23 protein-coding genes and 1 tRNA gene are annotated in these 24,489 nt (G+C 69.5%); 9 read left to right on the top strand and 15 right to left on the bottom strand.

All coding sequences use genetic code 11. The features are described 5' to 3' along the window. Nucleotides 1-137: 137 nt before the first annotated feature. Entirely contained in the window at nt 138-908 is a 771-nt protein-coding gene (locus tag JRZ79_RS19285; RefSeq protein WP_205251999.1) for a sirohydrochlorin chelatase, read from the top strand. Here JRZ79_RS19285 and JRZ79_RS19280 read toward each other — a convergent pair. The 3 genes from JRZ79_RS19280 to cobN are packed head-to-tail and all read right to left on the bottom strand — an operon-like array spanning nt 905 to nt 6,256. Beyond that, nucleotides 905-1,657: a cobalt-precorrin-7 (C(5))-methyltransferase gene (locus JRZ79_RS19280; protein WP_205251998.1), complete on the bottom strand. Its 753-nt coding sequence runs from the start codon at nt 1,655-1,657 to the stop codon at nt 905-907. The two genes, JRZ79_RS19285 and JRZ79_RS19280, sit on opposite strands and share 4 nt — an antisense overlap. Continuing rightward, entirely contained in the window at nt 1,654-2,367 is a 714-nt protein-coding gene (locus JRZ79_RS19275) for a precorrin-8X methylmutase (protein WP_205251997.1), read from the bottom strand. Before JRZ79_RS19275 ends, JRZ79_RS19280 begins: the two co-directional genes overlap by 4 nt. Then, complete coding sequence (gene cobN, locus JRZ79_RS19270) at nt 2,357-6,256, bottom strand: cobaltochelatase subunit CobN (RefSeq protein WP_205251996.1); 3,900 nt, start codon at nt 6,254-6,256, stop codon at nt 2,357-2,359. Before cobN ends, JRZ79_RS19275 begins: the two co-directional genes overlap by 11 nt. Before the next feature lie 34 nt (nt 6,257-6,290). On the opposite strand from cobN, the gene JRZ79_RS19265 reads away from it, so the two are divergent. After that, entirely contained in the window at nt 6,291-8,363 is a 2,073-nt protein-coding gene (locus JRZ79_RS19265; RefSeq protein ID WP_205251995.1) for a VWA domain-containing protein, read from the top strand. Nucleotides 8,364-8,391: 28 nt separating this feature from the next. Here JRZ79_RS19265 and JRZ79_RS19260 read toward each other — a convergent pair whose 3' ends face one another. The 11 genes from JRZ79_RS19260 to cbiT are packed head-to-tail and all read right to left on the bottom strand — an operon-like array spanning nt 8,392 to nt 17,055. Beyond that, nucleotides 8,392-9,615, bottom strand: a complete 1,224-nt coding sequence (locus JRZ79_RS19260) for a transcriptional regulator (protein WP_205251994.1) — start codon at nt 9,613-9,615, stop codon at nt 8,392-8,394. After that, on the bottom strand, nt 9,593-9,964 hold the full coding sequence (locus JRZ79_RS19255) for a DUF3209 family protein (protein WP_010903140.1): 372 nt from the start codon (nt 9,962-9,964) through the stop codon (nt 9,593-9,595). Before JRZ79_RS19255 ends, JRZ79_RS19260 begins: the two co-directional genes overlap by 23 nt. After that, nucleotides 9,961-11,184, bottom strand: coding sequence for a CbiX/SirB N-terminal domain-containing protein (locus JRZ79_RS19250; RefSeq protein ID WP_205250857.1), 1,224 nt, complete (start codon nt 11,182-11,184; stop codon nt 9,961-9,963). Before JRZ79_RS19250 ends, JRZ79_RS19255 begins: the two co-directional genes overlap by 4 nt. Continuing rightward, nucleotides 11,181-11,879: a cobalamin biosynthesis protein gene (locus tag JRZ79_RS19245; RefSeq protein ID WP_136361494.1), complete on the bottom strand. Its 699-nt coding sequence runs from the start codon at nt 11,877-11,879 to the stop codon at nt 11,181-11,183. Before JRZ79_RS19245 ends, JRZ79_RS19250 begins: the two co-directional genes overlap by 4 nt. Then, a complete protein-coding gene (locus JRZ79_RS19240; protein ID WP_205251993.1) occupies nt 11,876-12,124 on the bottom strand; it encodes a ferredoxin in 249 nt (82 codons plus the stop codon). The genes JRZ79_RS19245 and JRZ79_RS19240 overlap by 4 nt, the downstream gene beginning before the upstream one ends. After that, nucleotides 12,124-13,131: a precorrin-3B C(17)-methyltransferase gene (cobJ, locus tag JRZ79_RS19235; RefSeq protein ID WP_205251992.1), complete on the bottom strand. Its 1,008-nt coding sequence runs from the start codon at nt 13,129-13,131 to the stop codon at nt 12,124-12,126. Before cobJ ends, JRZ79_RS19240 begins: the two co-directional genes overlap by 1 nt. Continuing rightward, nucleotides 13,131-13,961, bottom strand: a complete 831-nt coding sequence (locus JRZ79_RS19230; RefSeq protein ID WP_010903135.1) for a precorrin-3B C(17)-methyltransferase — start codon at nt 13,959-13,961, stop codon at nt 13,131-13,133. The genes cobJ and JRZ79_RS19230 overlap by 1 nt, the downstream gene beginning before the upstream one ends. Then, nucleotides 13,958-14,935 (bottom strand): cobalt-precorrin 5A hydrolase, encoded by a 978-nt coding sequence (cbiG, locus tag JRZ79_RS19225; protein WP_136361491.1) that lies wholly within the window; start codon nt 14,933-14,935, stop codon nt 13,958-13,960. Before cbiG ends, JRZ79_RS19230 begins: the two co-directional genes overlap by 4 nt. Then, complete coding sequence (locus JRZ79_RS19220) at nt 14,932-15,798, bottom strand: cobalt-precorrin-4/precorrin-4 C(11)-methyltransferase (protein WP_010903133.1); 867 nt, start codon at nt 15,796-15,798, stop codon at nt 14,932-14,934. The genes cbiG and JRZ79_RS19220 overlap by 4 nt, the downstream gene beginning before the upstream one ends. Then, nucleotides 15,791-16,495: a cobalt-factor II C(20)-methyltransferase gene (locus JRZ79_RS19215; RefSeq protein WP_010903132.1), complete on the bottom strand. Its 705-nt coding sequence runs from the start codon at nt 16,493-16,495 to the stop codon at nt 15,791-15,793. The genes JRZ79_RS19220 and JRZ79_RS19215 overlap by 8 nt, the downstream gene beginning before the upstream one ends. Next, nucleotides 16,492-17,055, bottom strand: a complete 564-nt coding sequence (gene cbiT, locus JRZ79_RS19210) for a precorrin-6Y C5,15-methyltransferase (decarboxylating) subunit CbiT (protein ID WP_205251991.1) — start codon at nt 17,053-17,055, stop codon at nt 16,492-16,494. The genes JRZ79_RS19215 and cbiT overlap by 4 nt, the downstream gene beginning before the upstream one ends. 138 nt (nt 17,056-17,193) lie before the next feature. Here cbiT and JRZ79_RS19205 point away from each other — a divergent pair, with 138 nt between their 5' ends. The 5 genes from JRZ79_RS19205 to JRZ79_RS19185 all read left to right on the top strand — a co-directional run bounded on the left by JRZ79_RS19205 (nt 17,194) and on the right by JRZ79_RS19185 (nt 19,936). Continuing rightward, a complete protein-coding gene (locus JRZ79_RS19205) occupies nt 17,194-18,006 on the top strand; it encodes a MarR family transcriptional regulator (RefSeq protein WP_010903130.1) in 813 nt (270 codons plus the stop codon). A gap of 93 nt (nt 18,007-18,099) precedes the next feature. Continuing rightward, the gene (locus JRZ79_RS19200; RefSeq protein ID WP_229373349.1) at nt 18,100-18,810 is read left to right on the top strand and encodes a DUF547 domain-containing protein; all 711 of its coding nucleotides are present in this window, start codon (nt 18,100-18,102) and stop codon (nt 18,808-18,810) included. Nucleotides 18,811-18,861: 51 nt separating this feature from the next. Next, nucleotides 18,862-19,101: a glutaredoxin gene (locus tag JRZ79_RS19195; RefSeq protein WP_205251990.1), complete on the top strand. Its 240-nt coding sequence runs from the start codon at nt 18,862-18,864 to the stop codon at nt 19,099-19,101. Continuing rightward, nucleotides 19,098-19,640 (top strand): cob(I)yrinic acid a,c-diamide adenosyltransferase, encoded by a 543-nt coding sequence (locus JRZ79_RS19190; protein ID WP_205250854.1) that lies wholly within the window; start codon nt 19,098-19,100, stop codon nt 19,638-19,640. The genes JRZ79_RS19195 and JRZ79_RS19190 overlap by 4 nt, the downstream gene beginning before the upstream one ends. A gap of 221 nt (nt 19,641-19,861) precedes the next feature. Next, nucleotides 19,862-19,936 (top strand) — tRNA-Val (locus tag JRZ79_RS19185). A 100-nt stretch (nt 19,937-20,036) separates the two neighbouring features. Here JRZ79_RS19185 and JRZ79_RS19180 read toward each other — a convergent pair. Next, nucleotides 20,037-20,414 carry a hypothetical protein gene (locus tag JRZ79_RS19180; RefSeq protein WP_205251989.1) on the bottom strand — a complete coding sequence of 126 codons (378 nt, stop codon included), beginning with the start codon at nt 20,412-20,414 and terminating at the stop codon, nt 20,037-20,039. A 363-nt stretch (nt 20,415-20,777) separates the two neighbouring features. On the opposite strand from JRZ79_RS19180, the gene JRZ79_RS19175 reads away from it, so the two are divergent. Together JRZ79_RS19175 and JRZ79_RS19170 are read left to right on the top strand one after the other, a co-directional pair. Then, on the top strand, nt 20,778-21,614 hold the full coding sequence (locus tag JRZ79_RS19175; protein ID WP_205251988.1) for a hypothetical protein: 837 nt from the start codon (nt 20,778-20,780) through the stop codon (nt 21,612-21,614). A 487-nt stretch (nt 21,615-22,101) separates the two neighbouring features. After that, nucleotides 22,102-24,480, top strand: coding sequence for a chloride channel protein (locus tag JRZ79_RS19170; protein WP_205251987.1), 2,379 nt, complete (start codon nt 22,102-22,104; stop codon nt 24,478-24,480). Nucleotides 24,481-24,489 lie beyond the last annotated feature (9 nt).

The following is a 24,489-nucleotide window of genomic DNA, read 5'->3' as shown; positions in this document are numbered from 1 at the left end:
TTCAGTGTGGAGACACTCTTTAATTCGGTGGTCGATCACCCGGTCGCCGCCGGGGAGCCAGCGCAAGCTATTAGCGTCGATGGCACGACGCCGTATGCAACCACAGTTGGGTTCGGACAACCCAGCTTGCTTCACCCATGACACGCGACGCGCTCCTCTTGCTCGGCCGCGACACGCCCCACGCCCGCGAAACACTCGCGACCCACGCCCAGCGCCTCCGCGAGCGCGGCGTCGCGGACGCCGTCCACGCCCGCCACTACGACCACGAGCCCCGGCGTGATCTGCGCGGCCGGCTCACGGCCATCGACGCCGACCGCGTGTTCGCCGTTCCGATGACCACCGCCCACACCCGCGAAACCACGGTCGGCGTGCCCGCCGCCCTCCAGGCGCTCACCGACGCGACCGTGCAGTACTGCGAGCCCATCGGGCGAAGCGGCGCGGTCACGGACGTGATCCACGACCGCGCCACCGACGCCGCCGCCGACGCCCCGTCTGCGATCGGCCTCGTCACGCTGGGCGCGAGCTCGCTGCCCTACCACCGCCAGGTCGCCGAATACCACGCCGCCAGGCTCCGCGAGCGCGGGACGTACGACGATGTCGCCACCAGCCACCTCGTCCAGAACCCCGCCGTCGAATGCCTCCGGTACAACCTCAGCACCGACGACGCCGTCGTCGTCCCGGTGTTCGTCGCCGCCGGCGCGGCCACCGACCGCGACATCCCCGACCGGCTGGACCTGGCCCGCGGCGGCATCGCGTACGCCGACCCGCTGGGCGCGCACCCACGGCTCACGGACGCCGTCGAAGCCACGCTGGCCCAGCAGCGCGTGCTCGCCGACCGCGACACCACCGCCGCGACCACGCTCACGGCCACCGCGCCGGCGTTCGCCACCGACGGCGACGGCGCTTAAGCCGACCGCCGGACGGCCAGCACGGACAGATCCGAGAACGGCGTCTCCTCGCCCGCGTGGGCGGCCAGCTCCCCCAGCGTGGTTCGCGTGATCGACTCGTCGTCGTGGGTGAGCCGCTCCAACACGAGGGCGTCCAGATCCGGGGCCGCGTCCGCCGCCTCCAGGAGGTCGGCGGCGATGTCCCCCGGCATCAGGTCGAACGGCCGCGGCAACACCAGCAGGTGGCGGTCGCCCACGGCGTCCCGCAGCCGCGCCACCCCGTCGCTCACGTCGCCGCTCCTGTGGAGGGTCACGAACGCGGTGTCCTCCATGGGGGTGCGCGCCCGGCTGGCCGCCACCTGCAGCGAGGAGATGCCCGGCACCACCCGCACGGGCTTGCCCACCGCGCGCTCGACTTTCCCCAGGAACTGGTAGCCCGAGTGGTTCGGGTCACCCATCAACACCGCCGTCCCGCGTGCGCCGTCGGCCACGCGCTCGCCGAACGCCGACAGCGCGGCCTGCTCGTCGCGGTACCCACACGTCAACAGGTCGGCGTCGGTCAGATCGGCGACGAACTCCACGACCGTCTCGAAGCCCACGATCACCTCGGCGTCCCGGATCGCGCGCTCGCCGCGCGCCGTCAGGAACGCGGGGTTCCCGGGGCCGATGCCGACCGCGTGCACGGCGTGGTCGCCGGCCGCCGGCTCCGGGGTTTGGGCGGCGAACGACGCCGGGTCCGGCCCCGAATCGAGGTCGTACTCCTCGCTCATGACTCCGTCAGCGAGACGTCGCCGTCCCGAACGTCGCTGGCGACGTGCACCAGCTCGTTCGTCAGTCCCGCCGCGAGCCCGCTGCCCCCGCGCCGCCCGACGTTCGTGACCGCGGGCACGCCGTACTCGGCGGCGACCTCGCGGAGCCGCGTTCGGCTCTCGGCGGCCTTCACGAACCCGACGGGCGTGGCGACGACGACGGCCGGCCGGGTGCCGTCCGCGATGCAGTCCGCCAGCGCCAGCGCCGCCGTCGGCGCGTTCCCGACGACCGCGATCGCGCCGTCGTAGACGCCCTGCTTGTCGAGTTCGAGCACCGACGCCGCCGTCCGCGTCATCCCGGTCTCGGCCGCCAGCTCGGCGCCGTTCCCGATGGCTTTGCGCACCTCGCAGTCGTGGCCCCGCCCGGTCACGCCCGCTTTCACCATCGTGATGTCGGTGACGATGGGTGCCTCGTCGAGCACGGCGCGCGCGCCCGCTCGCACCGGCTCGCCGCCGTTGAACCGCAGCAGGTGTTGGAACTCGGGGTCGCCGGTCGCGTGCACGGACTTCTGGCGGAGGCGGTCGGCGAGCGTCTCGTCGGGCACCAGCTCGCGCACCCGATCCATGCTCGTCTCCGCGATGTCTAAGGCCTTCTCCGTGGTCGCGCCGAGGTCCGCGTACGACTCGAAGTCCTGTTCGTCGTCGCCGTCCGGTGTGGTGTCAGTCGTCATGTAGTGGTGTCTCGCGTTCGTCGCCGTCGGCTGGCGTGTCGTGCTCGCCCGACGCGCGCGCCTCCAGGTCGCCCGACACCTGCAGGTGGAGGTCACGCAGGCGCTCGGCGGTCTCGTCGTCGGCCCCCCAGAGGTCGCGCTCGATCGCCTCAAGCAGCGTGTCCGTGATCGAGGACAGCGCCCACGGGTTCACGTCCCGCAGCCACTCCTGGCGGTCCTCGTCGAAGGCGTACTTCTCGGCCACGTCCGCCCAGAGCGTGTCCGAAACGACGCCCGTCGTCGCGTCCCAGCCGAGCGTCACGTCGACCGTCGAGGAGAGGTCGCCGGCACCCTTGTAGCCGTGGTCCTCCATGGAGTCCAGCCACTCCGGGTTGAGCACGCGGGCGCGCATCGCCTTGCGCACTTTCTCCTCGTTGGTGTAGACGTCGACGTTGTCCGGGTCGCTTGAGTCCCCCACGTACGAGGCCGGCTCCGCGCCGCTCTCCTCGGCGACGGCGGTGATGAACCCGCCGTGGAACGCGTACCAGTCCGAGGAGTCGAACTCGTCTTGCTCCATCGTGTCCTCGATTTTCACCGTCGCGTCGACGTTCCCGAGGCGGCGCTCGAAGGCGTCGTGGGCCTCGCTGACGCGGCCCCGCGACCCCATCGCGTAGCCGCCCCACTGGACGTAGACGTCGGCGAGGTCCGAGCGGTCGTCCCACTCGCCCTCGTCGACGGCCTTGTTCGTCCCCGCGCCGTAGCCGCCCGGCCGCGTGGTGAACACGCGGCGCTTCGCGGCCTGTTCGGGGTTCTCGACGCCCTCGGCTTCGAGTTCGGCCGCCTCCGCCTCGACGTGCTTTTTGACGTAGTTCATGTCGTGTGGCTCGTCGAGGTCGACGACGGCGTCCACGGCGTCGTGGACGACGCCGGCGGCCTGCGGGAACGCGTCCCGGAACAGCCCCGACACCCGGGTGGTCACGTCGATCCGCGGGCGGCCGAGGTCCCCAAGGGGGATCGGCTCCACGTCGTCGACCCGGCCGGCGTCCGTCCAGACCGGCCGGACGCCCATCAGACCGAGTACTTGCGCGATGGTCTCCCCGCGCGTGCGGACCGTCGGGGTCCCCCACGCGACCACGCCGACCTCCTCGGGGTATTCGCCCTCGTCTTCCTGGTGGCGCTGGGCGACGCCGTCGGCGACCTCCTTGCCCACGTCCCACGCCGTTCTGGCCGGGACTTTCCGCGGGTCCAGCGTGTAGAAGTTCCGGCCCGTCGGCAGCAGATCGACGCCGCCCCGGGTGGGCGCGCCGCTCCCGCCGGGTTCGACGTACTCGCCGTCGAGGGCGTCGGCCGTCTGCGGGATCTCCGATTCCGCCCCGAACACGCGCGGGGCGGCCTCCTCGCAGATGAACGCCAACACCGCACGCAGGTCGTCGTGCGCGCCCGACTTCGCGCGGGCGTCACCGATGGTGTCGATGTCGACCACGAGGAGGTTCATGTTCACCTCGTCGTCGGGGCCGGCCGCGACGTTCGACGCCGGCACGTCGAACCCCTCGGCGGCGAGCGTCTCCACGAGGTCGACGCTCGTCTCGTACACCTCGTCGGCGGCCTCGGCGTACGTCATCCCCAGGGCTTCGCTGTACTCGCCCGGGGAGTCGAGCATCGTCCCGTAGTCGACGCCGAGCACGCCCGCGACGGACTCCCGCAGCGACGGCGCGCCCGGGTTCTCCAGGCGCGTGAGCGCCACGAGATACTCCACCAGGCGGTCGTCCGCGGGCGGTTCGCCCATCGTGTGCAGGCCCAGCCGGATCTGGGTCGTCTTCACGTCCGTGACGTACTCGTGGACGCGCTCGACCAGCGCCTCGATGCCCACGGTGTCGCCGTCCACGGCGCCCTCCGCGAGCGAGCTGCCGGCCGCGTCGGGGCCGCGAACGTCGGCTTTCTCGGATATCTCGCCCTCGATGCCGAGTTCGACGGCGAGATCGAGGTCGGCCACCTGCTCGCGGATGCGGTCCGCGATGTGGGACTCGGCGTCCGCGCCGGCTCCGGTGCCGGCCTCCCGGTAGCGCGACGCCAGCTCCTCCAACTCGGCGAGCTCGTCGTAGGTGCCGGCGTTGCTCATCACGGGCGTGAGGTAGTCGACGACCGCGGCGTACGACCGGCGCTTGGCCTGCGTGCCCTCCCCGGGGTTGTTGACGATGTAGGGGTAGACGTTCGGCAGATCCCCCAGCAGCGCGTCGGGCGCGCTCTCGGCGTCGAGGCCGACGGTTTTCCCGGGCAGCCACTCCAGGCTGCCGTGCGTGCCGAGATGCACGACGGCGTCCGCGCCGAACTCCTCGCGGAGCCACGCGTAGAACGCGTAGTAGTCGTGGGGCGGCTGGAGGTCGCTGTCGTGGTAGACTTTCTCCGGGTCCATGCCGAAGCCGCGGGGTGGCTGGACGGTCACGAGCACGTTGCCGTACTCGACGCCCGGGATCGCGAACGGCCGCTCGGGCGGCTCCCCCCACTCCGCGACGACGTTCGCCCGGAACTCGGGGTCGGTGTCGGCCCACCACGCCGCGTACTCGTCGGTCGACACCACGTCGACGCTGCGCTCGCGGACGTCCTCGGGGGCGACCCAGCGGTCGTCGAGGGTGAGCTGGCTGGTCAGCTGCTCGATCAGCGCCTGGCCCTCGGGCGGCGTCTTCCCACCGAGGCTGTACCCGCGTGCGTCCAGCTCGTCCAGCAGGTTGACCGTGCTCTCGGGGGTGTCCAGGCCGAACGCCGTCCCGATGCCGTCGTCGCTGGGCGGGTAGTTGTGGAGGACGACGGCGACCCGTTTCTCGTCGTTGTCGAGGTGGCGCAGCCGCGCCCAGTTCACGGCGAGGCTGGCGGCGTGCTCGACGCGGTCCGCGATGGGGAAGTGTTGTTTCGGCGCGGTGCCGATGCCGGCGTCGTCGTCGGTGCGCTCCTTGCCCGAGATGGGGTGGGTGATGACGTTGCCGTCGAACTCGGGCAGTGCGACCGAGAGCGCGAGTTCGAAGCCCATCACGCCGGTGTCCGCCGACTCGTACCGGGACCGCGAGCGCATCGTCGTGACCGTCTGGAGGACTGGCACCCCGAGGCGGTCGAGGAACACGTCCTCGGCGGCGTCGCCCTCGTCGCTTGCCGACCGGCCGCGCTCGTCCATCGACAGCGAGAACATGAACGAGGACACGACGGCGTCGACGACCGGCTCGCCGTCGGCAAGCAGCCACTGGTCGGTGACCCACTCGGCGTCTTCCTGCTCGTCGGTGTCGGTCGCCGGGTTGCAGAACACCGGGAGCGCGTTCGCACCCTGGGACTCCAGGGCGTGCACGACGCCGTCGACGTAGCGGGTGTTCTCGTGGGTCCAGTGGGACTCGTAGAACCACACCGCCACCGTCGGGGCGTCGGGGTCGAAGGTCGCACGCAGGCCGTCGTAGTCGATGCCGGGGTGGTCGGGGTGATAGACGCCCTCCGTCGGGAGCGCAACGGGGTCGTCGTACGCGAACTCCGTCCCCGAGTAGCGGTCACCGAGGAACCGCAGGCAGTTGGCGACGTTCGCCGACCCCCCACGGTCGAGGTACTCGTAGACGGTGTCGCGGTCCTCGGCGGCGACGGTGGTGTCCTCGACGGCGTAGGCGTCGCCGGTGGATTTCACCACCAGCGGGACGCCGGCGTCGGCCAGCCGGGCGGTCGCGCGGTCGTACCCCGGCATGCTGTCCTCGGCGCCGTGCAGCCAGAACACGGCTGCGTCGGCGTCCGCGGCGGTGTCCAGGAACGCCTCGACGGCGGTCTCGTCGTCGAGGTCGCTCTCCGAGCGCGCGACGAGATCCACGTCGACGCGGCCGGCGGCCGCCTGGACAGCGCCGAGCTCGTTCTCGGTCGCGGTGTAGAGTGCAAGTACAGTCACAACGCTGTTAAACCTCCATTGGAGTATTACAACTATGGTTGATTTGGGACGCAGCAAAAAGCTGTCGCCCGACCGGCGTGCCGGCGCGCCGTTCCCCGCCGTCGTCGGCCAAGACGACCTCAAAACGGGGCTGCTCGCCGTCGCCGCGAACGCGTCCCTGGACGGGCTGCTCGTCACCGGCGAGAAGGGCACCGCGAAGTCCACCACCGCCCGCGCGCTCGCCGACCTGCTGCCCGACCAGCGCGCCGTCGCGGACTGCCCCTACGGCTGTCCGCCCGAGGACCCCACCCGGCAGTGCGCGGACTGCCGGGACCGCACCGACCCGCCGGTCGAATCGCGTCCGGTCCCGTTCGTCACACTTCCCCTGGGGGCGTCCCGCGATCGCGTCGTCGGCTCGCTGTCGGTGACCGACGCGCTCGCCGGCGACGCCGAGTTCAGCCCGGGACTGTTGGCCGCGGCCAACCGGGGGATCCTCTACGTCGACGAAGTGAACCTCCTCGATGACCACCTCGTGGACGTGTTGCTCGACGCCGCCGCCAGCGGCGTCAACCGCGTCGAACGCGACGGCGTCAGCGTCACCCACCCCGCGGAGTTCACGCTCGTCGGCACGATGAACCCCGAGGAGGGCGACCTCCGCCCGCAGTTCCGCGACCGGTTCGCGCTCCGCGTCGCCGTCGCGGGCAGCGAGGAGATCGCCGACCGCGTCGAGATCATGGACCGCGCGCTCGCGGGCTTCGACGGCGACTACGCCGCCGACACCGCCGCCGTCCGCGACCGCCTGGTGACCGCCCGCGACCTGCTGCCCGACGTCGACCTCCCCGAGTCGCTGGCCCGCGAGATCGCCGAACTCTGCCGGGACGCCGGCGTCGACGGCCACCGCGCCGACGTGGCCACCGCCCGCGCCGCCCGCACGCTCGCGGCGCTCGACGGCCGCCCGACGGTCACCGAGGCCGACATCGAACGCGCCGCGGGGTTCGCGCTCCCACACCGCCTGCAGTCCCGCCCCTTCGAGGACGCACCCGACCCCGAGGACGTCGTTGACGACCACTTCGACGACGACGGCGACCAGTCCGACGAGGCAGGCGACCCCGAAACCTCGGACGAGGCGGGCGGCGACGATCCGGAACCCACCGACGACGGCGAGGCCGACGCCGAGCCGGACGGTGACACCGACGGGGCGGAGGCCCCGACGGGAGGCCCGGACGACAGCCAGTCCGAGGGCAGCCAGGCCCCCGCCGCCTCCGAGGCCGGCGACGATCCGACGGACGGCGAGCGCGGCGACGACGAGGACACCGAAGACGCCGCGCCGCTGGTGCCCGGCCAGCCCCGCGGGGACACGGTCGAACCAGGCACCGGCGTGGCCCCGGACACTGACGCGCCGGACGCCGAGCGCGCCACCGGCGATTCCGGGCGTGCGTCCGCCACTCCGAGCCCGGACGCCCGGGGGGCGCGCGTGCGAACCGAGCGCGCGACACCCGCCGACGACGTCGACGCCGCTGCGTCGGTCCGCGCGGCCGCCGCGCGCGGCAGTGACGCCGTCGAATCGCGGGACCTCAGGCAGTCGATCAACGCCGGGTCGGCGTCCGCGCTCGTCGTGTTCGCGGTGGACGCCAGCGCGTCCATGCGGGGGCCGATGCGCGCCGCGAAAGGCGTCGCGCTCGACCTGCTCCGGGACGCCTACCAGCACCGCGACGAGATCGCCGTGGTCGCGTTCGCGGGCGACGACGCCGACGTGCTGGTGCCGCCCACGGACAGCGTGGCGCTGGCCGCCCGCCACCTCAAAGACCTCCCCACTGGCGACCGAACGCCGCTGCCAGCGGGACTGCGAGCCGCCGACGACGTGCTCGCGCGCGCGGACCCCGACACGAGCGTCGTCGTCGTTGTGACTGACGGCCAGGCGAACGCCACCGACACCCCCACGGCGGCGACCCGAACGGCCGCGTCGGCGCTCGCCGAGCGGGGCGCACACGTCGTCGTCGTCGACGCCGGCGACAACGCCAGGGGGCTCACCAGCGACATCGTCGACGCCGCAGACGGTGAACGCGTGCCCCTCGACGCGCTCAGCGCCGACCGCGTCGAACACGCAGTCGGCCAGGCGCGAAAATGAGTCATCGGCGAGCCAGCACCGACCGCTCTCAGACGTGCCCGGCGTGCAGCCGGTGGGTACCACGTCGCTCGCCGTCGTCGTGGTACACGACCGGTTCCTCGACGGCCGCGACGGTGCGCCCGTCGACTGCCGCCGCAGTGACGACGCCCGGCGTGCGCCAGGCGTCCACCCGCCCGGCCGCGATGTCGTAGACGCGGACGCCGTGTCGTGCCGGGTCGCGCTCCCGGAAATGCTGGGCGACCGGCACCGCGACCCTGGCACCGTCGGCCGCAATCTCGTGTGCGAAGCCGCCCACGTCGGCGGTGAACGCGACCCCGCCGTCCCGGTCGACGCCGACCGCGGTGTGCTCGGTCGGATGCCGGGCGTCCGTCTCGCGGCCGTCCTCGGGGTACGTGTTGCCGGTGACGAAGACGGCACCGTCGCCGGTCGCGTGCACGTGGTTCGGGTACGCGTAGACGGTCTGCTCGCCGCGCTCGACGGGCCGCCCGAGATCAACGACCCACTGCACGCCGTCGCCGTCGAGGCAGTACCCGCGGTAGTCCGCGTGACTCGCCGCGACGACACCGCGGGGCGTGAGCGCGACATCGCCGACGCGCCGGTCGCCGCCCCCCGTCGGGTCCCAGCGCCGCCGCTGGGTGCCAGTCGCGGCGTCCAATACGAGCACGCCGGCCGCCTGGTCGCCCGGGCAGCGGTTGAACGCGACGGCGACGCGGTCGCCGTCCGCCGCGAGGCTGACCGGCGAGGCGTCGCTCCGGAACCGCCACACGGGGGTGTTGTCGCCCTCGAACGCGTAGACCGCGCTCTGGAACGCCCGATCGCCGTCGGCGCCGCGCTCGTAGCGCCGCACGGCCACGAACGCCCGGTCGCCGCCGGCTTGGGTGGCGACATCCACGACGAACGGCAGGAAGAACCGGGTGTCTTCCTGTGGACGGCCGATGTCGCCGGCGGCCCGATAGCGCCACCTGACCGCGCCGGTTTCGCCGTCGTGCAGCCGGATCTCGCCGGCCGCGCCGCGTTCCCCGGCGACAACGCCGCCGGCGAACGGCGCCAGCGCGACGACGCTGCCGCGGTCGTCGCCGGCGTTCCGCCAGCGCTCGTCGAGGGCGCCGTCGAACGCCGCGACGGTGCCGTCCGGAAGCCCCGCGACGACGCCGTCGCCGGTCCAACAGACGCTTGAGCGACGGCCGAGCTGCCGGGAGCCGGCGGGCTCGATGTCGCCCAGGGGCGCGCTACTCGTCGGCGGGGAAGACATCGTGGAGCGCGTGGTGGGTCGCGCCGAGATCGTCGAGGTACGCGTCGCCGTGGTCGGCGAGCCTCGCCAGCGCCCGCTCGGCGTCCCGCACGGCGACCAGGCGGCCCCGCAGGTAGTCGTACTCGGCGTTGCTCTCGTCGGTGGCGGCGACCTCTCCTTCGAGGTCCACCAGCGCCGCGTCGAGGTGGCGCTGGAGCTCCGCCAGCGAGTCCGCCTCCGCCAGCCCCTCGATGGGGCCGTGCAGTTCGCCCTCGAGTTCCTTCTCGGCGTGCTCGCGGGCGCTCCGGTCGCTGGTGCCGAGGACGTTCATCAGCCCGAGTCGCAGTGCTTCGAGTTCGTGGCAGGTCATAGTAGCTGTGAGTCGAGATCGGAGACGATGCGGTCCCGGTCGGTGTGGGACGACACGATGCGGCCGGCGTCGTCGGGATCGACGCGCTGATACCAGACGCCGTCCGGGTAGACGGCGACGTTCGGGCCGTCCCCGCACTGCCCGAGACACGAGGTGCGCGTCACCCGGAGGCTGCCCTCGTCGGCGTCGCGGGCCTCCTGGCGGAGGCGTTCGAGGACGGCGGGTGCGCCCTCGGCGGCACACGTCTGGTTCGTGCAGACCGCGACGTGGCGGTCCGGCGCGTCGTGGGCGTGGGGGTCGTCGGCGACGTCGTCGCGGTCCTCGTGGGCCTCCTGGTGGTTGAGCGCGCGCAACATCGCCTTCGCGCCGCCCACGTCCTCCTCGTAGCCGTCCAGTTCCACCTTGTACTTGCAGGTGTCACAGGACATCTCGACGCTGCCCGTCCGGGCTTCCTGCCAGCGATCCCCGAGCACGTCCAGCAGCCGCGAGTCGGTGCCCAGGGGGTCGCCACAGGCCGCCTCGACGTACGGATAGTCGGCGTCGAACTCGGCGGCCCCCTCACGGATGCGGCCCGTGAGCACGCCGTCGCCGAGCATGTACGGCACCACCACGACGGCGTCGGGCCGGTGTTTGGCGACGTCGTGCAGCGTCTCGTCGAGCGTCGGCTCGGTCACGCCGATGAACGTGGCGTCCACCCGGGAGAACCCGCGGCCCTCGTACAGCAGCCGCGCGAGCTTGTGGACGTCGGCGTTCGCGTCCGGGTCGCTGGACCCGCGGGCGCACAGCACGACCGCCACGTCGTCGGCCGCGCGGTCGACGCCCAGGTCGGCCTCCACGCCGGCCGCGCGGTCGTCCAGCAGGTCCACGATGGCGGGGTGGACGCCGAGGTGCGAGCCGTTGTTGAACTCCACCTCGGGGTGCTGGCTGCGGGCGCGCTGGAGCGCCGCCGGCACGTCGTTTTTGACGTGGCTGGCCGCGAACAGCGACAGGTGCACGACCGAAATGTTGGCGACGGCGGGCGCGAGCGCGTCGATGGCGTCCGGGATGGTGGGCTCCGCAAGCTCCAGGAAGCCGGCGTCGACGGGAACGCCCAGCCGCCCTTCGAGGTCGGCGGCGAGCGACCGCACCTGCTCGTTGGACGCTTCGCGGCGGGAGCCGTGCCCGACCAGCAACACCGCCTCGTCGTTCAGACTCCCGGCCGGGCTGTCGGTGCGGCTCACGGCGCGTCGACCTCCGGCAGCGATGCGTCCACGGCAGTGGCCTGGTCGAGGCTGCGGCGGAGCTTCCGCCGGCGACTGGGCGCGTACAGTCCGGAGTCAGCGCTGCCCTCGTAGAGCCACGCCCCGAGCGCCGGGACGGCGTCGTCGTCGACGCTGAAGTAATAGCCCGACGACGACTCGGCGGGCTCCTCGTAGGGCGTGGCCACCGCCAGCCCGTCGAGCAGCGACTGCACGGTCGCCAGCAGCGCCCGGTCCTCGTGGACGAACGACAGCCCGACTGTGCCCGCCGAGGACTTGAAACAGACCGTTCCACAGGCCTCCACGAGCCCGCGCAACAGCTGGCGGTCGTGGGCGGCCAGCGCGTCCAGCCGGTAGCCGCCGGCGCTGTCATCCATCGGGAGGCCGAACGCCGCCCCGGCGCGGGTGGCGAGATCACCGAACACTTGCACGGTGTACTCGTCCTCGCGGCGCGTGATCGAGGTGTCGTGAGCGTACGCGCGCTCGCGGACCTCGTGGCTGGGCTGCTCGCCACCCCCGATGACGGCCAGCGTCTCGGCGGCCGCCTCGTCGCTCATCGTCACCGTCACGCAGGACTCCGTGAGCGTTCCCGCCCCCGCAACCGCCCCCCAGAAGTACGCCGTCTCCGGGTGGGCTTCGAGCATCGACTCCGGGGGCGTGATGTCGTCGGCGGTCATTCGTCGGCCTCCACGGCGTCGACGCTGATGGCGTCGAACGGGCACGCCGCCGCCGCGTCCTCGGCGTCGGCGACGCGCTCGTCGTCGTCGAACTCCCCGACGACGGTCTCTTTCGTCCGCTCGACGGTGCCGCCGTCGGCGTCCAGGGTCGCCAGCCCCGCGTCGTCCTCGACGAACCGCGAGTCCCGGGTCAGGCACGCGAACACGCCATCGCAGGCCTCGCGGTCGATTGTCACGCGATACATCAGTAGTCGTATTTGGTCTCGTAGCCACGCGGCGTGACCATGCGGTCGTCGAAGACGTACGTCTCGGCGTTCCCGATCACGACCGTCGTCGTCATGTCGATGAGGTCGGTCTCGCCGTAGGATTCGAGCTCGCCGAGCGTCGTGATCTCCACCTCCTCGTCCTCGCGGCCGGCCCCGTGGACGATGCCCACGGGCGTGTCGGCGTCGCGGTGCGCCAGCAGGATCTCACACGCCTTCTGGAAGTTCTCGCGGCGCTTGCGGCTCCACGGGTTGTAGATGGAGATCGTGAACTCCTCGCTGGCGACGGCGTGCAGCCGGGACTCGATCTCGGGCATCGGCGTCAGGTGATCGGACAGCGAGATGCTCACGGAGTCGTTGACCAGCGGCGCGCCCAGCCGCGCCCCACACGACTGCGCGGCGGGCACGCCCGGCACGACCTCGAAGTCCAGCATCGACGGCGTCGCGCCCTTCGACTCGGTGATCTCCAGGGCCAACCCCGCCAGCGCGTAGACGTTGGGGTCGCCGCTCCCGATGATGGCGACGTGGTTGCCGGCGAGCGCGCGGTCGACGGCCTCCTCGGTGCGCGAGACCTCCCCGCACATCGGGGTGTCGTAGATCTCCTCGGCGTCGTCGGTGATCTCGTCGGGCAGCAGATCCACGTACGTGGTGTACCCGACGATGTGCTCGGCGTCCGCCAGCGCCGCCGTCGCGCGGTCGGTCATGCCCTCGGGGCGACCGGGGCCCAGCCCGACCGCCACGAGGCTGCCGGGGTCGGCGTCGAAGTCGTCGACGGTCGCGGAGACCGTCTGCTCGTTGCTGTCGGTGTCGCTCGACGCGCCGCAGCTCGACGAGTCGCTGCTCCCCGACGCCCCGCCACAGCTGCTGGCCGAGTCGTCGGTGTCCGTCGTGGATCCGCCACAGCTGCTGGCTGAGTCGTCGGTGTCCGTCGTGGACGCGCCACAGTTGCTGGTCGAGTCGTCTGTCGTGGTGGTGTCGTCAGTGCTCATTAGAAATCCTCCACGTCACGCCCGCCGCGCGGGGTGACGAGATGCTTCCGGTGGTCGTTCTCCCAGACTGCCGTCTCGTCGGTGCCGATGAGGATCGACGCCCCCATCCCGCCGACTTCCCCGCTGTGGTCGGTGACCGACCCCAGCGTGGTGATGGTGTGCGTTTCGCCGTCGGTGTTCCGGCCGGCGTCGCCGCGGCCGGCGTCGTTGATGATGGCCACGGGCACGTCGTCGGCGCGCTCCTCGCGCAGCACGCCGATGGCGCGCTCGTAGTCCCGCCAGCAGTTGTACAACACAACGACGAACCCGCTGATGGCGGCCGCGCGCAGCTTCTCCTCGATCTCCTCCCAGCCCCGCCACTTGTCCGACAGCGAGATGGTGCAGAAGTCGTTCGACAGCGGCGCGCCGAGGTTCGCCGCGCCGCCGAGCGCCGCCGTCACGCCGGGCACGATCTCGATGGGCACGTCGTACGCGGCCTCCTCTTCGGCCATCAGGTAGACCAGGTCGGATTTCCCGTAGACGTTGGGGTCGCCCCCGGAGACGTGGGCCACGTCTTCGCCGTCGCGCACGCGCTCGAAGGCCTCCTTCGCCAGCTCGATCTGCCGCCCCATCGTCGAGCGCACGACCTCCTGGTCGGGGCGCTCGCCGGCGTCCGCGGGCGGCAGCGTGCCGTCCCGCCGCAGGAACTCCTGGTAGAGGTTCGACGCGACCACGCAGTCGGCGGTCCGCACCACGTCTTTCGCGCGCTGGGTCATCCCACCCGGCAGCCCGGGGCCGATCCCGACGACGTACAGCGTGCCGTAGTCGGCTGCTTCGTTCGCGTCGCTCATTTGCCCACCGCCACGGTCACGGCTTCGTCGTAGCGTTCTTTCTCCGCGAGCAGCTCGTTGTCGCGGCCGCCCGCGATCGCGGACGCTTCCGCGATGCCGGGCCAGCCGATGAGCTCCTTCGACCGGGAGGGGGTCGGCCCCTCGTGGGCCTCCAGTGTCTCCTTCTCGAAGGCCACGACGCCGAGCCCGAGCGCTTCGGCGGCTGCCAGCAGCCCCTCCTCGTCGGCCTTCCGAGTGCCGGTGGCGACGAACTCCACGTCGTCGAGGTCGTAGTCGGTGGCCGCCAGGCTCGCCGCCCAGGCGTCGCGGAACTGCTGTTCGTCGGCACCGGAGACGCTGCCGGTGCCGAGAACGACGCCGTCGTCGCTGTTGCGCTTCAGCACGGTCACGTCGTCGCCGACGACCACGGCCTGTGGCCCGTCGAGTCGGGCGACCGGCCCCAGGTTCTCGTCGAGGACCGCGAGGTTCGTGGCGACCGTTGAGTCGCCGTTCACCACGTGGGTGTCAAGCGCCTTCGCGCGCTCCTCGACGCCCTGCTTGCCGGCAGCCTCGGAGGCGGTCGTCATCGCCGGCACCGCCCCCATCGACGCGAGGTCGTCGGCGACCTGGTTCGCGCCGTGGTGGCCGCCGGTCAGCGGGATCGCCCACGTGAGCGCCTCGTCGACGACGACCACTGCGGGGTCCTCCCACTTGTCGTCGAGCAGCCCCGCGGTCTTCCGCATCGCGATCCCCGACGCCATCAGGCCCACGAAGCAGTCGTACTCCCCCCAATGCTCGGCGAACACGTCGCCGTGGTAGTCGAGGATGTCGATGGAGTCGTAGCGATCCCCGATGCCAGCCACGATCTCCGCTGCGGTGTCTCGTTTCCGCTCGAACGCCACGATGGCGATGTCTTCGGCGACCTCGCCGTCGGAGTCCGGCGTCGAACAATGCCCCCCGGAGTCGTCAGTCTCGGTGTCGTTGTCAGTACTCATTGGTCGGTGTCGCTGCCGCGGTTCGCCCAGTCGCCGTAGAGATACGACCGCTCGTAGCCCGCGCCGGCCCCGGCGTCGCCGATCACGGCCAGCGCCGACGCGCGGTAGCCGGCGTCCTCGACGCGGTCGCCGATGGTCTCGATGGTGCCCTCGATGACGTCCTCGTCGGGCCACGAGGCGTGGTAGACGACCGTCACCGGCGTCTCCGGGTCGTGGCCGTCCGCCAGCAGGCGCTCCATCACGTCCGGGATGGCGTGCGTGCCGAGGTAGATGCAGGTCGTCACGTCGCCCATCTCCACGAACTCCGCGATGTGGTCGTCCTCGGCGTCGAGGGTCTTGCCCTGCGGGCGCGTGAACGCGACGTGGTTGGCGGTGCCGTTCAGCGTCAGTTGCGTGCGCAGCGTCGCCGCCGACGCGAACGCCGACGTGACCCCGGGCACGATGTACGTCGGGACGCCCTCCTGTTCGAGGGCGTCCATCTGCTCCAGCGCCGCGCCGTAGATCGCGGGGTCGCCGCTGTGCAGGCGCACGACCGTGTCGCCGTCCTCGTGGGCGTCCCGCATCAGCGGGATCAGCGCTTCGAGGTCCTTGCCCACCGAGGAGACCGTCTCGGCGTCCGCGCAGTACTCGTCCAGCAGCTCGCTGTTCACCAGCGACCCCGCGTGCACGACGAGGTCGGCGTCCTCGACGAGCTCCTTGCCGGTGACCGTGAGGAGGCCGGGGTCGCCCGGCCCGGCACCGATGAACGGGATGCCGGCCTGGGTGTCGCCGGCGGTGTGGTCGTACACCCTGGCGTCGCGGCCGCGCTGGCGCTGCTGGCTGGCGGCGTCGATGGCGTCCTGGGGCGTCGCGTCCTCAGGCATCGCCGGCCACCTCGGTGTCGTCGAAGGCCGTCGCGCGGTCCTTCTGGAGGGTGTCGCGTTCGGCGTACGCCAGCGTGTAGTAGTCCCGGTCGGCGATCTCCGCGGGGTCGCGCGTGACCGTGGTGTCGCCCTGCTCCATGTACAGCCGGCGGCCGTAGGTCACGTCGTAGCCGGCGTCCACGAGCCCCTCGTGGGTGGCGGGTGCGTCGGTCACCTTGAACAGGATCATGCGGTCGGGGCCGGTGGGGGACGCGCCCTGTGCGGCCTCCCGCAGCGCCAGACCCGCGCCGGCGTCGACTTCCACGCCCAGCGCGGTGGTGAACGCGCTCACCGCGCTGACGCCGGGCACCGTCTGGACGTCGATGTCCGGGTGGAACGCGTCGAGGGTTCGCCGGAGGTGGCCGAACGTGGAGTAGACGTTGGGGTCGCCGAGGGTCGCGAACGCCACGTCGCCGTCGCGGGCACGGGGCGCGACCTCGGCGGCGGCGTCGCGCCACGCCGCGCGCAGCTTCTCGGGGTCGCTGGTCATGGGGAAGTCGAGGTCGCCGATCCGGGAGTCGGGGACGTGGTGGGTGGCGACCGTGCGGGAGAGTCGCCCCGGCGAGTACACCACGTCGGCGGCTTCCAGCGTGCGCTTCCCGCGCAGCGTCAGGAGGTCGGGTTCACCGGGGCCGAGCCCGACGCCGTAGACGGTCATCGGTCGGCCTCCGTGTCGCCGCTGGCGCTCCCGACGATCATGTACACGGGGTTCTCGGAGTCGAAGGAGGTCGCGCCGGCGAGCTCGTAGCCGTGGCTCACCTGGAACTGCACGACCTCCGTGAGGATGTCGCGGTCCCGGAACGCCTGGGTGGCTGCGCCCGCGACTTCCAGCCGGGAGACGTTCATCACGATGCGGTCGACGCCGGTCTCGGCGGCGTGATCCAGGACGGCGTCGTAGTTCCGGCTGCCGCCGATGAACAGCGCGTCGGCGTCGGCGGGCAGTTCGGCGGGCGCTTCGGCGTTGCGCAACTCGACGGCGTCCGCGAGCCCGTTGGCTGCGAGGTTCTTGCGTGTGGTTTCGAGGCGGTCGGCCTTGCGTTCGAGCGCGGTGACGCGGCCGGCGTCGCGAGCGGCGGCGATGGTCACGGCGCCCGTACAGGAGCCCACCTCGACGAAGTGGTCGTCGTCGGTGAGTGCGAGCTTCGACCGAACGACCGCTCGGACTTCCGGTTTCGTCGGTCCCGCTTTGGCGTCGTGCGGGAGCTGTGTCTGTGCCATCGGTGGCACAACGTCAGAAGCACCCAAAACAATTTTGATTGTATTAGGGAAAGTGAGCTTTCTTAGATGGGCGCGAGCGCCCCCGACGCCGGCGGTTACACAAAACTACTTGAATTGGGGTCGTCTGAACTTGCAGTAATGGTCGAATCACGGGCGAACGGGGACTTGGGCGTGCTCCGGAGCAAGCGCAACGCCACGCGGTACCAGATCCTCGTGGAGATCGCCGAGCGACAGCCGGCGGTCAGCCAGCAGGAGATCGCGGACGAGATCGGGGTCACGGCCCAGGCGGTCAGCGATTACCTCGGCGACCTCGTCGAGGAGGGGCACGCGCGCAAGCACGGACGCGGGCGATACGAAGTCACCAAGGAGGGCGTCGACTGGCTCATCTCCCAGACCGACGACCTGCGGACGTTCGTGGAGTACGTCTCCGAGAGCGTCCTCGAAGAGGTCGACGTCGACACCGCCGTTGCTGACGCCGACATCGACGACGGCGAGCGCGTCTCGCTGTCGATGCACGACGGCGTCATGCACGCCACCCCGGGTGCTGATGGCAGTGCAACGGCGGTCGCGGTCACCGGTGCCGCGGCCGGCCAGGACGTGGGGACCGCCGAGTTCGACGGGATGCTCGACTACGAGCCCGGTGAGGTGACGGTGCTGTCGACGCCGGTCGTCCAGGACGGCGGCAGCGGTGCGCTCCCGGACGACGCCGTGACCGCCCGGCTCGCGGCCCACGACATCGTCGCGGCCGCCGGCGTCGAGGCGCTCGTTGCAGTGCGGGACGCCGGCAGCGAGCCGGACATCCGGTTCGGGACGGCAAGCGCCGTTCCCGCCGCAGCGAGCCGGGGACTGTCGGTGTTGCTGGTGGTGACTGCCGACCGCCTCTCCGAGCATACCGACCCGCTGCGGGAGCGCAATCTCGGCTACGAGGTCGTCGGCCCGGGCCTGGACTGACCCGCGGACTGGCGACAGACGTTTGTATCGTGGCACACTATGACAAGGTATGTTAACATACCTCACGATAGCGGCTGGTGAGGCGTGATTCCCGTGTTCGCACCAACCGCCGACACGACGACAGCCCACGACCTCGTCGCCGCCGCTCAGCGCCTCTACCACACCGCCCACCACGACACCGGGGCGTCGGCGCTGTTCGACTCGCTTGCCGCCCTCGACCAGTCCATCCTGGACACGCTCGGCGACGACGAGTCCGCCGCCACCGCGTTCTGGCTGAACGTCCACGGCGCGCTCGTCGAGCGCGCACGCGCCACCGGCCAGCACGCCCGCCGGATCGCCGGCACCCGCCGCACCGCCGCCGACATCACCCACGACATCCTCCGCGCGGACCGCTGGCGCCACGGCCTGGGCTACCTCCCGGATCCGTTCCCCAGCCCGTTCGCCCGTCGCTACCGGCTCGACGAGCTCGACGAACGCGTCCACTTCGCGACACGCATCGCCCGCCACGCGCCCGGCCTTGCGGTGACGTTCACCGCCGCCAACGTCGACGCGCAACTCGACGCGCTCACCGACACCTACCTCGATCACGCCGCCGACTACAACCCCGACGCACAGGTCGCACGCGCGCCCCGTGTCTGCCTGTGGTACCGCGGCGACTTCGGCGGCGCGAGCGGCATCCGCTCGCTGCTCGCGGCCCACGACGTGATCCCGGCGGACGCATCGCCGCGCCTCCGATACGTCACGCCACCAACTCTCACGCTCCCGGACCACGACCCCGCTCCCGCCCGCAGCGACCCCCAGTAGTCGCGCCGCCGCGGGACGAACACATTTGGGCGCGCCGCCCGAAACACCGCCATGACGCTCACCCTCTACGCGTTGGACGGCTGCCCGGACTGCGAATCGGTGATCGACACGCTGGCCGCGGACGGCATCGACCACGAGACCGTCCACGTGGACGCGCGCCACTCGGCGCGCAACGCGGTCAAGCGCGCCAGCGGGCAGCGCAGCGTTCCCGTCCTCGTGGACGACGACCGCGGCGTGGTGATGGCCGACAGTCAGCGCATCCAGACCTACGCGGCGGTGACCCTGGCGTGAAGATCTACACGAAGCGCGGCGACGACGGCGACACCGACCTCCGGACGATGGACCGCGTCTCGAAAGCCAGCCCGCGCATCGAAGCCTACGGCACCGTGGACGAACTCAACGCCGCGGTCGGTGCCATCCGCCCGACGGACATCGCCGACCTCGACGCCTGGCTCCGGGAGGCACAGAACCACCTCCACGTCGTGCAGGCGGACTTCGCGAACCCCGAGCCCGAGCCCGACGACCCACAGATCACCGCCGAACACGTCACCCACGTCGAGGAGTGGATCGACGACTGCGAGGCGCGCCTGGACCCCCTGGAGTCGTTCATCCTGCCCGGGGGCAGCGAGGCGGGCGCGGCGCTGCATCAGGCGCGGGCGGTGTGCCGGCGCGCCGAGCGCCGCGCGGTCGCGCTCCAGGACCACGAGCCCGACGACGCGGTCAACGACACCGCGGTGGCGTACCTGAACCGGCTGTCGGACGCGCTGTTCGTGTTCGCGCGGCTGGCCAACGACGTGGCGGGTGTTCACGAAGAATCGCCGTCGTACTGATCGCGTGTGGACAACAGCAGGATGATGCCGACGCCCCTCTCCAGGGACGGCGAGGTGCCGACGGTCTCTGCGGCTGGGACAGACGCGGACGGGCTGTCGGCGACGCCCGCCACACAGGTTTTAGGTATACCTAAAGATACTAAAGTCCTGTGGTGGTCACCGCCACCACCACTCGGGGAACGCAAGCCTTAATGCTGCCCTCCGGGTACGAACTACTGTCCGGGTCGGTGGTCTAGTCCGGTTATGACGGCTCCTTCACACGGAGCAGGTCGGCGGTTCAACTCCGCCCCGACCCACTCAGTCGCTTAACGCTCCTGAGTGACAGCTCTCCGCTGTCTCAGGCCTTGATTCAGTAATTCCCGTAGGGGGACCTGTCTTCAGGTAGAGGAGAAGAAGTCAAGCGAGTTGTTGGCTCCTTCTCACCACAACGCTGTATAGCGATTGTACCAGAAGGAAATACTCGTGTAAGGCTGGTAAGTGTTTCGGCTTAACCAACGACACACCTCGAAACAGGCAGGTATTGGTTAAAGTGAACTTCGTGGAAGGGTGTTTGCACCGCTCACGCGGTAGTTCGAGACGCTTCCGCTCTGCCGTATCAAGGGAATCATCGGCCCGAAGTTCGGAGATGGAATCCCATTCGGCCAACTCGTCATCGGCTTGTGACTGCCGTTCTCTCATTTCATCAATCAGCAACTCCCGCATCTCCTCGATGGAGAGGAAATCCTTAATCTGCGAAGCATCGCCGTCTGCAACAAGAATGGTAATTCCGTCCATCAGTTCGCTTCCTCGACATATTCCTTCAGTTGTAGAAGGCGTGTCAATGTTGCTTCGACCGAGCGACCCTCTTTTTTACACTCACATACGCCAAAAACACACATACCATTAGTATTACTACTTTCTAACACTGACAAGTCGTACTCCTGCTGTCCCTCTACTCAGGTATATTAACACCGCCCCTACTTAAACGAATACTGCATATGAATCAGACTTACGCCATACTGTATATATGGAATTAACTCCTTGTAGGCTACTGAATTTTCGAATTATATTTCCAAGGCACTTGCTGTACAGTGGTTATACTCTCACTCTGGTTGGAATGGTTTTATAAATCTACACCTCGTCAGTCAGGTATACGATATGTCAGACCCAGAGCGCTACAAGATTGGAAAAATTGACCTTCCTGAAAGCGAACTTCCATCGGTTGAAGAAGTGAAGAGTGAGATTGATGCACTTGATGACGAGTTCGAGATGGTCCGCCGGGTCGAGGATGACCCAGTTTCAGGAGGCGAATTGGAGTACCGTGAGAAAGGTAGAACAACCTACCTTGGAGACAGCCACGGAGAACTTTCCTTCTGCCACTTTATATATTCGGCAGACACAGAGAACAGTATCGTCGTGAGGAACGAGGAAGGTGAGGAAGAAGAACGCAATCAGCCTGAACTGGTCCGTCCCCGTGTTTTCTACTTCGAGAATGGGATGTTTGCCTTTGAGTCAAAGCAAGACTTAGTAGACCCTTGGATTCCAAGTTTCATCGGGAAGTTGACAGATACCGGTGCTCTCGATAATTCCCGAATATTCTCTTTCAACCAAGAAATAATGGAAGATTTCTACGAGAGCAGAGATAAAATCACTGTTTTTAAATTTTCTTCTCTTGATGACGGAGAATTTGAACCAGATAATCCGTTAGCAGAAGCACTAAATGAACTGACGGAAACGGTGGAAAGTCAGCAATTCAGTGGTGGAAATGAGGGCAAGAATCTCAAGGGAACCAGTCTTGTAGATGAGGCCGCTGAAAAGATGTTTATCGAGAAACTCCACGGGTCACACGAAGACAGCCTAACGATGAACATCCTGGAATCAGGGATATACGTCGTGGCTTGGAGTGAATCCGACTGGAGCGAGCCAATCGAGACTGGCACTCGTGCTGAGGCCATATTTAATCGGCTCGCGCCGCAGGTTCGTAGGCTGGCATAATTCCACTTGAACCGCAGGAGTTCTACTTGCAGTGTCATCATTTGATGTGTTGAAAATTCATCGTCGAAACATTTGAGTGATGATACTGGATTAGACACCATCCAGGACCTTGGTCACCGCATCTCTGGTACTCGGAGGGAAGCTCGTGAGGCGGTTGAAAACCTTGATAACTACCCCTCTCCGGCTGGGCAGTGACCTACTACTACAGGCAGGCAGGTACCGAGCAAGTCGGCGGTGAGACGTGCAGACCCGAGCGCAGCGAGGGTCGAACGTCGAATCTCATTAGAGTTGACCGTCGCAGCGAAGCAAGACGCATCAACTCTAATGTAGGTTCAACTCCGCCCCGACCCATTACTTCGCTGCGACACTCGATGCTGAGCCACGCGTTCGCCGCCACCGCGCAAAACGTCACTTTTTCGATGGTTCGTGGTCGAACGGACAGGTTTAGACGCGTCACGTGACAACCAGCTGGTATGGTGAGTGTCGGATGACGAGCCACCGCCGGCTGCGGTCGTGGGGAAGTTGGGTTCCGGATGATATCGACCGCCTCGGGGCCTGGACGAACAGTGTGAACGCAGCGCTCGGCCTCGCAGTGGCGATCGTTGGCGTGGTGCTCGGCGGCCCACCACTCGAACGACTTGACACGATCCTCGTCGGCGGCGGACTCGCGGTCGTCAGTGCGTACAACCTCCATCGGATCGCCCACCACACCCTCGAACACCCGGATTTCGTTCGCGCCGGCGGGATTCTCAGCCTCTGGCTGGTCGTGTCCGCGGTGCGCATCGACGCCGCGACGCCCGGCGTGCTCACCGACGCGGCGCTGTGCATCGGCGTGCTGGTGTTCGCGGTGAGCGCCCTGGATTTCGTCGCGCAGTTCCGAGGCCGCCCCGGGAAATGCCGGTGGGCGCGCACGCACGGACCACGCGTGTCGGCCGCCGCCGTCGCCGCCGGTGACACGCTCCGGCGGTGGCACCGGTCGGCCACCAGCAGCATCCGGTTTTTCCTCTCGCGGGACGGCGTCCGGCTCAACACCGCCGCGATCCTCGTCGGCATCGTCGCCGGCCTCGGCGCGGTTGTCTTCCGCATCACCATCTTCGCCGCCCAGGCGGTGTTCTTCGGCGCGACGCTGAACCCGGGCGCGGTCAGCTTCGCCCCGATCCACGTGCCGAACCTGTTCGGCGCGCTGGCCCCCCTGGGCCCGCTCCGGTACGCGCTCGTGCCGGCGGTCGGCGGGCTGATCGTTGGCCTGGTGATCCGCCGCACCACCACCGCGATTCGCGGCCACGGCGTCCCCGAAGTGCTCGAATCGCTGATGGTCCACAACGGCCAGATCGACCCCAAGATCGCCGTGTACAAGACCGTCTCGTCGAGCATCGCGATCGCCAGCGGGGCGTCCCTCGGCCGGGAAGGCCCGATCGTGCAGATCGGGAGCGCCGCGGGATCGTACTTCGGGGCGTTCGTCCACTCCCGGTACACGCGCACGCTGGTCGCCGCCGGCGCGGGCAGCGGCATCGCGGCCACGTTCAACACCCCACTCGCGGGTGTGATGTTCGCGCTCGAAATCCTGCTCTCGGAGTACGCGCTCACCAACGTCGTCACCGTCGTGCTGAGCGCGGTCACGGCGACCGCCGTCGCGCGGTCGGTGCTGGCGTTCACTGCGGTGCCCGGCGTCCGCGAGTTCCTCGTGCCGATCACCTACCACATCGTCACGCCCTCCCTGGAGTTCCCCCTCTACGCCGGCCTCGGCGTGGTCGCCGCCGGCATCGGCGCTGCCGTCGTGCGGCTGCTGTACGCCTCCGAACACCTCTTTCAGGACCGCTGGGACCTGCCCGGCTACCTCACGCCGGCCATCGGTGGTGCCCTTCTCGGGGTGTCGGTCCTGCTCACGGCTGTGCTGCTCGACGCCTCGCCGCTGCAGAGCGCGACCTGGCTGTTCGGGGTCGGATACGGCACCATCCATTCCAGCATCGCCGGCGACCTCACGCTGCTGGTGCTCGTGGCGCTGGCGGTGCTGAAAGTCGTGGGGTTCTCGCTGTCCATCGGCAGCGGGAACTCCGGGGGCGTGTTCTCGCCGACCCTCTACGTCGGCGCGATGGCCGGCGGCGCGTTCGGCGTGCTCGTCAACGCCGCGTTCGCCGGCACAGCCAGCGCCGGCGCGTACGCGCTCGTCGGCACCGCCGGCGTGTTCGCCGCCACGGCCAGCGCGCCGCTCACCGCGACGCTCATCATCTTCGAACTCACCGGCCAGTACACGATCATCCTGCCGCTGCTGGCGGTGACCGTCATCGGCAGCGAGGTCGCACAAGGACTGCTTGACAACGGCACCATCTACACCGAGGCGCTGCGCGACAAGGGCATCACCGTCCAGGAGCGCCGCATCGGCAGCCTCGAAGACCTCGCCGCCAAGGACGTGATGTCCACGGACGTCGACACGGTCACCGTGGGGACCTCCGCCATGGACGCGCTGCGGGTCTTCCAGCAGCGCTCCCACCGCGGCCTCCCCATCGTCGACGCCGACGACACCGTCGCGGGCATGCTCGTGCGGTCCGACGTGGAGCCGCTGGTGACTGTCGCCGGAGACACCGCCGAGACGGTGGCGGTCTGTGCACGCGACGGCGGGCAATCCCCATCGACGGCGGTCGAGGAACTCGGCACCACGAACGTCGTTACTGCCACCCCGGACACCAACCTCCTCACGCTCGTCGACCGCATGGCGCGCGTCGACATCGGCCGCATCCCCATTGTCGACACCGACGGCTCGCTGGTCGGGATCGTCACCCGAACCGACGTGCTCGCGGCCTACGACCGCATCCCCATCGACGACGTCGGCGACCGACAGTGGGCGCTGCCGGACGCGGGGGCTTGACGCCACCGC

The organism is Halobacterium sp. BOL4-2 (genome assembly GCF_016917835.2).
GTDB classification, from domain to species: domain Archaea; phylum Halobacteriota; class Halobacteria; order Halobacteriales; family Halobacteriaceae; genus Halobacterium; species Halobacterium salinarum.
The sequence above is the reverse complement of the archived record's forward strand: the minus strand, read 5'-3'. Positions and strand labels throughout refer to the sequence as shown.